Here is a 13,165-nt window from a genome sequence, read left to right as displayed (position 1 = left end):
CCTGCAGGAGTCTCGCGCCTTCCGCGCAAATCAACGTTCTAATAACAACATTAACCTTTAACACAGCCTTCCAAAAAGGAATGGAGGAAGAAAAGATGAGAGAAAAGGCTATTTTAATAGGTGTGAATATAAATCATCAACCGGACTTTCATTATTCAATGCAAGAATTGAAGAATCTAGCTGCCGCCTGTCATATAGAAGTTGTTGGAGAACTAACTCAAAGTTTAAGTCGATTCAATAAGGCTCATTATATCGGCACAGGGAAAATAACCGAAGCCATTCAGCTCCTTGAGCAGCTGGATGCGGATATTGTCATCTTTAACGATGAATTAACGGGTTCGCAAATTCGTAATCTTGAGGCTGACCTCAATAGAAAAGTCGTGGATCGGACGATGTTGATTTTGGATATATTTGCACAGCGTGCTAAAACGAGAGAGGCCCAGCTTCAGGTCGAAATGGCAAACCTTCAATACATGCTTCCTCGTATCGTTGGCCAACGTGAATCACTAGGTCGACAAGGAGGTGGAGTTGGCTTAATAAATAGAGGATCTGGCGAAACAAAATTAGAGCTCGACCGCAGGAAAATTGAAGAAAAGATTACAGTTTTAAAGAAGGAATTGGAGGGAATTGTCACAAAAAGGGAAACACTTCGGAATCAGCGTAAGAATAGTGGTATTCCGCTCGTTTCCTTAGTCGGCTACACAAATGCAGGTAAATCAACCATCTTAAACGCTCTGTTAAAAAGATCTAATCATTCCTTGCATAAACAGGTGTTTGAGAAAGACATGTTATTTGCTACCCTAGATACATCGGTTAGAAAAATAAAACTTCCAAATAACCAGCCATTTTTGATATCAGATACAGTTGGATTTGTAGATAAGCTTCCACATCATCTTGTTAAAGCCTTTCGTTCAACACTAGAAGAAGCAGCTAATGCGGACGTATTGATTCATGTTGTCGATTATTCGAGTCCAAATTTTCAAAAACAGATAGAAGTAACCAATCAAACGCTAAGAGAAATGGGAATTGAGAATATCCCAACGATCTTTGCATTTAATAAGGTTGATTTGACTGAAGAGGAATTTCCAGCAGTCAAGGGGAATAGGGTCTATCTTTCTGCTAAACAAAACAATGGCTTGGAAGAACTAGTTGAAAGGATTACACATCAAATTTTTAAAAATCCTATTCATTGTGAAATGCTTATTCCTTTTGATGATGGGCGATTAATCTCCTATCTTAATGAGAATGCCAATGTGCTTTCCACAAAATATGAATATAACGGCACTTTGTTATCGCTGGAATGCAACAGCAATGATTTTGAAAAATACCAGCAATATGTCATTTAAAAAGGAAAACCCCTCATTGAACGATTTCATTGAGGGGTTTATTCAACCTTTGCGGCTATTCTTTTTTTCCGACACCATGCATGATAAATTGGATGGTCCTCTCAATTTCAAGCTCATCGTCCCAGTCCAAATGGGGAAATAGGACATAACGGGAAAACAAGAAGCCAAGAATATTGGTAATCGTTAACCTTGCTATACTTTTTGGAGGCATATCAATCAGCTGCCCTTTTTCTTGATAGCCTACGATTACTTTTTCAACCCGCTCAAATATATTTTCTGCAACGAGTACGAAAAATTGTTCACGTAATTCTGGCTGGAAGGGAATTTCTTGAAACATAATTTTCACTACAGGTAACATCCGGATGAGAAGATCCCTTCTATTTTCTATTGTTGCCTTCAGAAAATCTTCGACGGTTTCAAATTCCCGTTCAAGCACCTTATTAAAGTCCTTTACCACCAAAGGGGCAATGAATTTTGTCATCAGCGGGGCAACAATAGAAACCAACAATTCCTTCTTTGTTTTATAATGGCGAAAGATGGTTCCTTCGGCTACTCCCGCCTTTTTGGCAATCTCACTCGTCGAGGATGCGGCATATCCTTTTTCAGAAAAGGTTTCAATCGCGGCGACAATGATTTTCTTTTGCTTATCCGTTAATCTATCTTCATCAAATAACTGCTGCAGCATTAATTCTTCTTCAGTCATAGTTAACTCCTTTTTTCAAAACAAAATAACAAATTATATCTTTCTATATTTTTTCAATGCTACAACATTTAAAACAATGAATACAAGGGCGAAGCCTAGCAGCACCAAAAGTTCGTCTGCGATTGCACTTATTCCCGACCCTTTATACATAACCTCTACTAAGGCACTGCCGCCATAATACATCGGCATGCATTTAGCAAGAACCTGCATCCAGCCAGCCATTGACTCAAACGGGAAGATACCTGCAAAAAAGACCTGTGGAATGATGGCAATCGGAATAAATTGCATCATTTGGAACTCTGAATTCGCGAAAGCAGATAGAAGAATACCTAGTGACAACGCCACTAAAGCCAGAGTTAAATTAATGAGCACTACATTCCAGAATGAGCCTACAAGCGTTATATCTAAAACTTTTACAGCATAGGTAACAACAATAATCGTTTGCACCACCGCGAATAAACCGTAGCCCAGTAAATAGCCAAAAACAATATCTCTTCTTAGAATAGGTGTTGCTAATAATCGTTCAAGCGTACCCGTGGTTCGTTCCCGCAGCAACGCAATCCCCGAAATTAAGAATACGAAGAAGAAGACAAAGAATCCAACTAGGATCGGGCTTAACTGATCAAAAAAGATTGTATCTTTATTTCCATATATATAGGAAGTATTTACTTCAGGTGCTTTTACCTGCTCCATCTTAATAGGAACTCCTGGCAGCTTACTCTGGATACTTTCCATGAATGTAGACAAATTTGCTGCCTGCTCTTTAGCTTTTTCTGCCGCAATTGCCTGCTGCACTTTTATTTGTAAGGCCTTTGCTGCATTAGGCTGGTCATTTGTAAGTGTCAACGAGATTTCTTCCCCAGTAAATTCCAGGATTCCATCTAAGTCTTTATCTATTAAGATGTCTTTTGTATTTACTACATCCTGCAGGACCGTAATGTCGTTATCCTTAAGTCTTTCTACTAATTTATCATCGACATTGATTACACCAAGTCTAGGATTGACGGTATTCCCAGCAAGTAGATAATTTAGTAGGGTAAGAATCAATAAGGGTGCCACCATCATCAAAGCTAACGCACGTTTATCGCGCAACATTTGGTGAAATATCCTTTTAACCATAGCAACTATGCTCATAGCTGTTTACCTCCAGCCTTTAAAAATACCTCTTCTAAACTGGTAATCCCATACTGATTTTTTAATTCTGCAGGAGAACCGCTTGTGATGATTTCACCATCTCGCACCATAGCCAGCCGGTCACATTTCTCTGCTTCATCCATTACATGGGTAGTCACTAAAATCGTTTTTCCTTCGTTTTTTAAGCGATACAACTCAGCCCAAATGGACTGTCTTAACTCGGGATCTATTCCAACAGTCGGCTCATCTAAAATAAGAATTTCAGGATCCTGTATCAAGGCAACTGCCAGAGATAACCGTCGCTTCATACCACCAGAATAGTTCTGGACCTTCTTTTTCAAATCAGCTCGAAGATTCACTAAATCAGATGCATAAGCAATCCGCTCTTTTTGGACATCTTTTTTAAGTTTAAAAAGGGAGGCAAAGAATGCGAGATTTTCTTCGCCGGTTAAATCGGAGTATAAGGCGTCCGCTTGGGCCATATAGCCGATTCTCTGTAAAAGCTTCAAATTAGGAACAGCCGTATTCAATACTTGGACATCGCCTTGGCTGGGCGAATCCATGCCCACGATAATCTTTACCAAGGTTGTTTTGCCTGAACTTGAAGGACCAATTAACCCGAAAATTTCTCCTGATTCTACAGTTAAGTCAATCTGATTTAGGACTAACTTTTTTCCAAAGCTTTTGCTCACACCATTTATAACTATTGTTGATGCCATTCTTAATCAACCCTCTCCAAAATGAGTGATTACTCACTCCGATTATAACAAATAAATACCTTAGGTCAATAGGTATCCAGATGGACGCAGCTAAAAATTTTCAACCAATATGATATACTATTCTCACATAGTATATCGGGGGTGAAGAGTTGGCACGGGAGCGGAAATTTAATACGGTAGAGTTATTTCATGAGGCGAAGCAGCTCCTTCTGCAGAATGGCTATGACGGCTTTACTTTCAGCCTTTTAGCAGATCGGATGGAAGTATCAAGGGCAGCTTTATATAAATACTATGAAAATAAAGAAGAGCTCATTACGGACTTTATGATTTACGAAATGGAACAATTTCTTCTTGAACTTAAAGAAATAGAAAAACTCAATGGGTTCGAACAGCAATTTGATTTTCTAATGGATTTTATTTTTACAAAAACAGAAATACATCATCTAATTAAAGCGGCAGTGCATGTTCTAGCAAGGCTGGAGCGTTCAAATGTAAATAAAGAAAAGCTCGAAAAACTTCCTTTAGAAATGTACACCTATTTAAATAGTTTTATCCTGAAAGGAAAGGAAGAGGGGAAGCTGAAATCCCATATTCCGGATAGTCTTGTCGTAGGATTTATCCTTCAAAGTGTTGCCATTCCTAATCATTTTGGGATTCCCCATCAAGAATGGCTAAAATCAATAAAGGAAATCATTCGTCAGGGAATGTTCAACAATTGCTAATTGACACAAGTGTAACTTTGAAAGATAATGAAGTTGTTATTGTGTCAGTTATTTTTTATTTAAAGTTACATTGGTGTCACTTATATTATAATGAAGGAGCTCAAAAAGTATGAATTCATTCTTACAATCGGTAACCGATCGAGTTACCTCAAAAAAGGGAATGTGGATAACGCTTGGAATCTGGCTTTTAATAACCATACTGCTTTCTGTCCTTGCACCAAGTGCGAAGGAATACGAGGTATCAAGTATTGATACGATACCCGCCGATGCAAAATCGATTATCGCCCAAGAAAAGGTTGATACCTATTTTAAAAATAATGAAGGAATACCGGCGATATTAGTTTTTCAATCGGACGACAATAAAGTGGAATTATCCGATTTGAACCCGCTATTTGAAAATATTGATCAAGTAGAAGGAATAAAAGAATATGTTCCTTTACCTAGTATGCCGCCTCAGGCGACTGCAAGTTTCTTCTCAAAAGATCAAAGTACGCTGATTCTTCCAATAACGTTCGAATCTTCTTTAGAATCAAAGGAAATAAGGACGGCACTAGAGCAAATTGAAAAAATAGTTAAGAAAAATAGGGACCTAACATTATATTCAACCGGTCCGGCAGGAATTGCGGTGGATTCTCTCAATCTCTTTTCCCGTGCTGATTTAGTTTTATTATTTTCAACTGTAGGATTAATCTTAATCTTATTAATCGTGATTTATCGATCTCCATTATTAGCTTTGATTCCGCTGTTTGCAGCAGCATTTGTCTACCAGGTAGTGAATCAGATACTAGGTTTGATGGGAAAGGCTGGATTGCTGATTAGTAGTCAAACTTTTTCAATTATGACGATTCTATTGTTTGCAGCGGTCATAGATTATTCCCTATTCGTCTTCTCACGTTACCGTGAGGAATTGAAAAAATTCGATAGCAAATTTGAGGCGATGAAGCAGGCAATGAGAGAAACGGGGACTCCCGTTTTCTTCTCAGGAGGAACCGTTTTAGCCGCTATGCTTGTTCTGTTTTTTGCACAGTTTGGGGACTATCGTAATTTCGCACCTGTTTTCGCAGCAGCGATGTTTGTTATCATGTTGGCTTCGATTACTCTTGTTCCGGCCTTATTTACTTTGTTTGGAAGAAAATCCTTCTGGCCTAAGATCCCAAGAGTGGGTGAGGAAAGTGTTAAATCTAGTTCCGTATGGAGTAAAATTGGCAAATTTGTTGTAAAGAAACCAGTGGTTGCAGCCTCCGCTATCGGTATCATACTATTAGGATCAGCACTTAACATGTTTAATTTGAAGTATGAATTCGATACGATGAAGTCGTTTCCGAAGGATATGCCGTCAAGGCAGGGTTATGAAATATTAGAAGAAAAGTTTGAAAAAGGTGATCTAGCTGCAACCACTGTATTGTTTGAAGCTAAAGAAGAGATTACCCCTGAGCAGCAAGGTGCATTGCTTGAAACTCTTGCTGACCAAGAGCTAGTCAGTAACGTTCGTCCGAATGGTACTACAGCAGATCAAAAGGTAGTCCAATATAGTCTCACGTTTAAGGAAAGCCCATATGCGGTGGAAACCATGGATGCGTTGGAAAAGATTAGAGACAATGCTGATAAGCTGTTAGCAGAAAGTAATCTTGAGGGTGAACTTCATTTTGCAGGAGAAACAGCTAAGAAAGTGGATGACCGTGCAACAAACGACAGAGATCTTATCGTGATTGTTTTGCTTGAATCAGTCTTGATTTTTGCGATGTTAATTGTATTGACCAAATCATTTAAAATGCCGATTTATATGATGGGTACCATTTTAATTTCATTCCTGGCGGCAGTTGGTTTAGGAATGTTCTTAAGCAGTTTGTTTTTTGATATCGATACCATCAGTAATCGTGTTCCGCTATATTCGTTTGTCTTTTTAGTGGCACTTGGTATTGATTACAATATCATTTTAATTTCAAGATTTATAGAAGAAAGAAAAAAACATTCTGTTAAAAAGGCAGTTGAAATTGCTGTATCAACCACTGGGGGTGTTATATCTTCAGCAGGGATTATACTTGCAGCTACATTTGCTGTATTGATGACCCAGCCTATCCAATTACTGTTCGTATTTGGCTTTATCGTTGCAGTCGGTATTTTATTAGATACGTTCCTAATCCGGGGAATCTTATTACCAGCGTTAATCATATTCTTTGAAAAAGATAAACCAGCAGAAGCGAAGGATATTCAATAAAAGCAGAGTACCAAGGATCCCCATCTTTGGTGCTCTTTTTCTGGGTTTAACTTCCATTTAAAATAAAAAAAACATATAGAAATGGTGAATCTTCTGGTTTATGATAGAGTGAAAAGTATGATTTTTTTGGGTGGGAGTTCATTGTTTCTATTAGATTATATTGTAAATCTTTCAATTTTTTCACTTTTGGTTAGTACTCCTCTAGTAATCCGCTCATTTTTTAATCATAAGCCCATAAAACATATCCACCTTTGGGTAGGTGTCTATGGAGGAATTGTTTCAATTATTCTCATCATGCTGTCCATACAAGAGCAAGGATATTCCTATGATATCCGCTATGCACCAGTTATTCTGATATTTGCCTTCATGGGCCCATTTGCTGGAATTATTACAGGGTCATTCGGGCTGCTTGCAAGATTGTACTCAAGCGGTCACTGGGACACTGCCATTTTCGGTTGGGCTGCTATGATGATTGGATTTTCTATCATATATTATTTTACTAAGAGATATACACCATTAATGAAGTCTATTATTTTTTCTGGTTCTTATATCCTCATTTATGTTATTACTGTACCAATAATTTTCAATGTATTTAGAGATAACCCATTTTTTCATATCCAATATATTCTGTTTGTGATATTAGGAGTAATTCTAGGATTCTTATTGATAGAGTCGTATGTTAAGCTGCATAGACTTAACAATAGATTGTCCGACATGTATAGGATGGTAGAAGCGAGCGAATCCAAATACAGGCTAATCGCTGAAAATACATCTGACCTTATTATGGTGATGGATAAAGAGCATTCTCTCACTTACTTTTCTCCTTCGCATGAAGTTGTTTTAGGATATAAATGCTGTGAACTAGAAGATGTGAAATTATGCAGGTTTATTCATCCTGATGATGTTGAATTATTTCAAGGTACAATAGCCAGGATGTTTGAATGCAAAGAATCGAAATTAATTGAATTTCGCCTTTACCACAATAGTGGACATTGGATTGAATTTGAGTCTCGGTGTGTGCCAGTAAAGGGAGATTATGATGAAATTGAGCATATTGTCATCATCAGCCGAGATATTTCAGAGCGTAAACAAGCAGAAGAAATTCTCTTGCAATCTGAAAAGCTATCGATTGTCGGTGAGTTAGCAGCAGGAGTTGCCCATGAAATTCGCAATCCCCTCACAACCATCAAGGGCTTTGTACAGCTTTATAAATGGGAAAACGGAGCAGATGAAATAAATGATTTGCTCCTAAGCGAACTAGCGCGTATTGAAACGATAACAAGTGAAATGCTTACTCTTGGAAAACCACAGGCCGTTCAGCTTCATCGGACGAATATAAGAGAGCTTGTAGAGAATACCCTTGAACTTCTTTCACCGCAGGCACATTTGGAAAATATTCAATTCAATCTATGTGTGGAGGAATCTCCATTTTTCATTACGGGGGAGAAAAATCAGTTAAAGCAGGTATTCTTAAATGTTCTAAAGAATGCAATTGAGGCAATGCCTGAAGGAGGAAACATTCACATTCATCTACAAAAAGGTGAGGAAGGTGAATGTGTACTTACCGTTCAGGATGAAGGCTGTGGAATACCAGAAGAACTTCTCCCTCGTTTAGGTGAACCTTTTTATAGTTTAAAAGAAAAAGGAACCGGACTTGGTTTAATGATTTGTAATAAAATTATAAAACAACACCATGGAAGTATTACGTACCAAAGTAAAGCACAACAAGGTACTCTGGTTGAAATTAAATTACCATTGGTCAGTTAATAAAAGAGGAGCAGCTTCCTGTCTTGGGAAGTTGCTCCTTTTTTTGGCGCTTCCGCTTTTCTCCTTGGCACGAGTCTTGCACATTAAGGATGTGTGAGCAATAAACTCACCTATTTTTTAGGAGGTGCTGTTAGGTGAATAAAATTATTTCCTTGGATGAAGTTACTTCTTTTTTTAAAGATGGAATGAGTATTATGGCAGGTGGCTTTATGGGGGTTGGTACACCAGAGGGTCTTGTATCCGCCTTGCTTGAAGCAGACGTGAAAGATATTACATTAATCGCAAATGACACCGCTTTCATTGAGAGTGGTGTGGGACCTTTAATTGTAAACCATAGAGTTAAGAAAGTTATTGCTTCACACATCGGGACCAACCCAGAAACCGGCAGGCAAATGATTGCGGGTGAAATGGAGGTAGAACTGGTACCCCAAGGAACACTTGCAGAACGTGTTCGTGCAGGCGGAGCTGGCCTTGGTGGAATATTAACTCCAACAGGTGTGGGAACCGTTGTCGAAGAAGGCAAGGAAAAGCTGACTGTAGATGGACGTGAATATCTCCTAGAAAAGCCGCTTCGTGCTGAAGTAGCCCTTCTTAAAGCATATAAAGCAGACAAATCTGGGAATTTGGTATACCACCGTTCAGCTCGTAACTTCAACCCTTTCATGGCGCTTGCTTGTGACCATGTCATCGTTCAAGTAGAGAAATTAGTAGAGGTCGGCGAAATAGACCCTGATGAGGTTATGACTCCAGGAATCCTCATAGATAAAATTTATGTTCAGGGAGGTAGAAAATAATGGTACAAACATTAGTGAATCCAAAACAAATTATCGCTGCTCGAGTGGCAAAGGAACTGAGAGACGGAGATGTAGTAAATCTTGGAATCGGCTTACCGACGATGGTGCCGAATTACCTCCCTGACAATGTAAATGTCATTCTTCAATCTGAAAATGGGTATGTCGGACTTGGTCCTCTAGACGGAGATATTGATCCGGATTTGGTTAATGCAGGTGGACAGCCATCGGGGATTCTTCCTGGCGGCGCATTCTTTGACAGTGTATTCTCATTTGAGTTAATTCGCGGAGGACATGTTGATGTAACCGTACTTGGAGGGCTTGAAGCAGACGTGAAGGGAAACCTAGCGAACTGGATGGTTCCCGGAAAAATGGTTCCGGGAATGGGAGGTGCGATGGATTTAGTGACAGGTGCAAAGAAAGTCATTGTTGCTATGGAACATACAGCGAAGAATGGCTCTTCAAAAATTTTAGAAGAATGCCGCTTGCCTCTGACAGGAAAAGGTGTAGTGGATCTGATTGTGACGGAACTAGCTGTCTTTCGTGTAACAGAAGAAGGGCTTGTTCTAGAGGAACTCCAAGAGGGCGTAGACCTTGAAACAGTAAAGGAAAAAACGGAAGCATCCTTTAAAATTGGACCGACCGTATCATTAGTCTTAGTTTCCTGAGAATAGTAAGTGTTAGAACCTTAATGGCGGCACCATAAATTCCGCAAATACGGAAATTTCCGTAATGCCGGAATTAACAATCATTAATATTCCGTGTTTCCGGAAAAATCATCCAGGAATGTTTCCTAATTATCTAATAGTAATCTACTAGATATTAATAATTAATTAGTATAATAATAGTGAATATTACTACTATTTAGAAATCAAATGCATTTGGCATAGAACTTGCAGTAATATAAATGTAAGTATTTGATGGAAACGCTTACTAAGGGGTATTTGTTTGAAACATGCAAAATAACTAAATAGGGGGATTTAAATGGATTTAATTGTTATTCTTCTGGCGCTCGGACTGCTTATGTTCGCCGCCTACCGCGGTTTTTCAGTTATTTTATTCGCTCCATTATGTGCCATTTTAGCTGTTTTATTTATTGATCCAAGTCAAGTTTTACCATTTTTCTCTGGGGTATTTATGGAAAAAATGGTTGGGTTCATCAAGTCGTACTTCCCAGTCTTCTTACTAGGAGCAATCTTCGGGAAGGTCGTTGAAATGTCAGGAATTGCGGAATCTATTGCGAAGACCATCGTTCGTATATTAGGTGCAAAACGGGCCATGTTAACGATTGTTTTACTAGGGGCAATCTTAACATATAGCGGAGTAAGCTTGTTTGTAGCAGTATTTGCTATCTATCCGTTTGCTGCTCAAATGTTCAGAGAAGCTAATATTCCTAAAAGACTTATTCCGGGTACAATTGCTCTTGGTGCATTTACATTCACCATGGATGCTTTACCAGGAACGCCACAAATTCAAAACGTTATTCCGATTGCTTTCTTTAAAACAGACATTTATGCAGCACCAATTCTTGGTATCATTGGCGCAATCTTTGTTTTAACGCTTGGCCTATTGTACCTCGAAATGAGAAGGAAAAAGGCAGAAAAAGCTGGTGAAGGTTATTATGGCTTCGGTGCTGAGAATGCCGCAGCTTTAGCAAAAGACTTAATTGAAGAAAAAGAAGAACATGTTCCTGATTTAACCTCTAACCAATCTGTTTTAAGACAAATCTTAGCATTTGTCCCACTTATTCTAGTAGGGGTTACCAATAAACTTTTCATTACGTTTATCCCGCAATGGTATCCAAATGGTTTTGATTTTAAAGCTATTGGTTTACCATATACAATCGACGTTACAGCAAGTGCTGCCATCTGGGCTATTGAAATGGCATTAGTTGTCGGTATTCTTTCTTCTCTATTATATGATTGGAAAAGAGTATCTAATAAATTTAAAGAGGGAATCAACCAAAGTATTAGCGGTTCATTACTAGCAACCATGAATACTGGTGCTGAATATGGATTTGGCGGTGTTATTGCTGCACTTCCTGGCTTTACAAAAATAAGTGATGGAATTTCTACTACTTTCACAAATCCTCTGGTAAATGGTGCTGTTACAACTAGTACTCTTGCAGGTGTTACAGGTTCGGCATCTGGTGGTATGGGAATTGCGTTAGGAGCCATGGCTGATCAATACAATAAGGCAATTGCAGCAGCTAATATTCCACCTGAAGTTATGCACCGTGTTGTTGCGATGGCATCAGGCGGTATGGATACACTTCCACACAATGGTGCTGTTATTACACTTTTAGCTGTAACAGGCTTGACGCATAAACAATCCTACCGTGATATTTTTGCGATTACGATTATCAAAACAATAGCTGTATTCTTCATTATTGCTGTCTATACTTTCTTAGGTCTTGTTTGAATTACCTCTCCTTAACACTCTTGCGAGTTGTTTGTAGAAGGGGATTCCTAAGAACACCGGTGTATCCACCAGTTATTGATTAGGCGATCCCCGCAATCCCTGCGGTTAGAAGCTTTAAGGCTTCATTTTTAAGATTGATTCCTGCGTTAATATCTCGATTGTGTTGGGTATGACATTTAGGGCATTCCCATTCACGTAATCCGAGATTTTTAACATCTTTGTTTTTGTAGCCACAACAAGAACAAAGCTGACTACTAGCAAAATTTATTGAAACGGTTACTACTTGTTTACCATACCATTTCGCTTTGTATTCAATCATGCTTTTGAACTGTGACCAAGATACTTCGCTGATGGCTTTCGCAAGATGTTGATTCTTTAACATATTTGATACTAACAAGTCTTCCATTCCAATAATGTCGTGGTTTTTGACAATTCCGGAAGAAATCTTGTCCAAATAATCTTTTCTTACATTGGTAATCCTTTCATGGATACGAGAGACTTTTCTTTTGGCTTTATACCAGTTCGAACCTCCTATCGTTCGTCTACTCATAACTTTTTGAGCGTGGGCTAATTTCTCTTCTAATGAGCGAAAAAACTTTGGATTTGGGTAAATCGTTCCATCCGAAAGAATAGCAAAATCTTTTAGACCGACATCAATGCCAATGGCTGAATTGGTTTTAGGCAATTCTATTACTTCTGATTCAGTTGCTACCGAGACAAAATATTTACCTGTGGGATTTCTTCTGATCGTAGCACTGATAATTCGACCATTGACCTCACGACTTTTTGCAAAACGGACGTTACCTAGTTTGGGAAGTTTAATGTAATTTTCTAATACAGCTATATTTCCGTTTGTAAACTTCGTTGTGTAAGATTGCACTGGATTCTTTCTTGACTTAAATTTAGGTTGTTTATTTTGCTTCTTGTAATAGCGATCATAGGAATCAGCTAATATTTCCACTGATTTTTGCAAAGCAATACTATCGACTTCCTTCAGAAATGAATAATGTTTCTTGAGGTCAGGAAGTGATTTCACGGTTTCATATTTGTTTAAGAATGTGCCTTTCCAGTTATTCGTAGGGAGTTGACCATTCTGTTTCAGTTCTTCTGCGATATACCAATAAGCATCTTTTTCTTTTTGTTTGCCAAGAAAAAAATTGAATACAAATCTTGAACATCCAATGGTTTTGTTAATCAGCTCTATTTGCCTTTTATTTGGGTAAATGCGAAACTTGTAAGCCTTGTTTACAAGCAAATAATTCACCTCACTCAACAGGAACGTTTGTTCTTATTGTAACATAATGAGTGAAGTTTTGGCTATCTCGAACCGACATTCATCCCCTC

11 protein-coding genes are annotated in these 13,165 nt (G+C 38.5%); 7 read left to right on the top strand and 4 right to left on the bottom strand.

What is annotated here, in order from left to right:
• The first annotated feature begins 80 nt into the window (after positions 1 to 80).
• Positions 81 to 1,346 carry a GTPase HflX gene (gene hflX / locus CHI06_RS08070; RefSeq protein WP_095247914.1) on the top strand — a complete coding sequence of 422 codons (1,266 nt, stop codon included), beginning with the start codon at positions 81 to 83 and terminating at the stop codon, positions 1,344 to 1,346.
• 55 nt (positions 1,347 to 1,401) lie between these two features.
• Here hflX and CHI06_RS08065 read toward each other — a convergent pair whose 3' ends face one another.
• Genes CHI06_RS08065 through CHI06_RS08055 form a run of 3 tightly spaced genes read right to left on the bottom strand, consistent with a single transcriptional unit; the run spans position 1,402 to position 3,902 of the window.
• Positions 1,402 to 2,049, bottom strand: a complete 648-nt coding sequence (locus CHI06_RS08065; protein WP_095247913.1) for a TetR/AcrR family transcriptional regulator — start codon at positions 2,047 to 2,049, stop codon at positions 1,402 to 1,404.
• Between the two features lie 33 nt (positions 2,050 to 2,082).
• On the bottom strand, positions 2,083 to 3,183 hold the full coding sequence (locus CHI06_RS08060; protein ID WP_095247912.1) for an ABC transporter permease: 1,101 nt from the start codon (positions 3,181 to 3,183) through the stop codon (positions 2,083 to 2,085).
• Entirely contained in the window at positions 3,180 to 3,902 is a 723-nt protein-coding gene (locus CHI06_RS08055; protein ID WP_095247911.1) for an ABC transporter ATP-binding protein, read from the bottom strand. Before CHI06_RS08055 ends, CHI06_RS08060 begins: the two co-directional genes overlap by 4 nt.
• 149 nt (positions 3,903 to 4,051) lie before the next feature.
• Between CHI06_RS08055 and CHI06_RS08050 the strand changes: the two genes are divergently transcribed.
• From CHI06_RS08050 to CHI06_RS08025, 6 genes are all read left to right on the top strand, one after another.
• Positions 4,052 to 4,624 (top strand): TetR/AcrR family transcriptional regulator, encoded by a 573-nt coding sequence (locus CHI06_RS08050; protein ID WP_095247910.1) that lies wholly within the window; start codon positions 4,052 to 4,054, stop codon positions 4,622 to 4,624.
• A gap of 109 nt (positions 4,625 to 4,733) precedes the next feature.
• Complete coding sequence (locus CHI06_RS08045; RefSeq protein WP_095247909.1) at positions 4,734 to 6,842, top strand: MMPL family transporter; 2,109 nt, start codon at positions 4,734 to 4,736, stop codon at positions 6,840 to 6,842.
• A 141-nt stretch (positions 6,843 to 6,983) separates the two neighbouring features.
• Complete coding sequence (locus CHI06_RS08040; protein WP_095247908.1) at positions 6,984 to 8,609, top strand: ATP-binding protein; 1,626 nt, start codon at positions 6,984 to 6,986, stop codon at positions 8,607 to 8,609.
• Between the two features lie 134 nt (positions 8,610 to 8,743).
• The gene (gene atoD, locus CHI06_RS08035; RefSeq protein WP_095247907.1) at positions 8,744 to 9,403 is read left to right on the top strand and encodes an acetate CoA-transferase subunit alpha; all 660 of its coding nucleotides are present in this window, start codon (positions 8,744 to 8,746) and stop codon (positions 9,401 to 9,403) included.
• Positions 9,403 to 10,068, top strand: a complete 666-nt coding sequence (locus tag CHI06_RS08030; protein WP_095247906.1) for a 3-oxoacid CoA-transferase subunit B — start codon at positions 9,403 to 9,405, stop codon at positions 10,066 to 10,068. The genes atoD and CHI06_RS08030 overlap by 1 nt, the downstream gene beginning before the upstream one ends.
• A gap of 316 nt (positions 10,069 to 10,384) precedes the next feature.
• Complete coding sequence (locus CHI06_RS08025) at positions 10,385 to 11,821, top strand: GntP family permease (protein ID WP_095247905.1); 1,437 nt, start codon at positions 10,385 to 10,387, stop codon at positions 11,819 to 11,821.
• 79 nt (positions 11,822 to 11,900) lie between these two features.
• On the opposite strand, the gene tnpB is transcribed toward CHI06_RS08025, so the two are convergent.
• The gene (gene tnpB, locus CHI06_RS08020; RefSeq protein ID WP_095247904.1) at positions 11,901 to 13,076 is read right to left on the bottom strand and encodes an IS200/IS605 family element RNA-guided endonuclease TnpB; all 1,176 of its coding nucleotides are present in this window, start codon (positions 13,074 to 13,076) and stop codon (positions 11,901 to 11,903) included.
• Positions 13,077 to 13,165 lie beyond the last annotated feature (89 nt).

The sequence above is a fragment of the Bacillus sp. 7884-1 genome, from assembly GCF_002272245.1.
In the GTDB taxonomy this organism is placed as follows: domain Bacteria; phylum Bacillota; class Bacilli; order Bacillales; family Cytobacillaceae; genus Neobacillus.
Note: the sequence above shows the minus strand (reverse complement) of the source record. Positions and strands in the feature narration are given on the sequence as shown.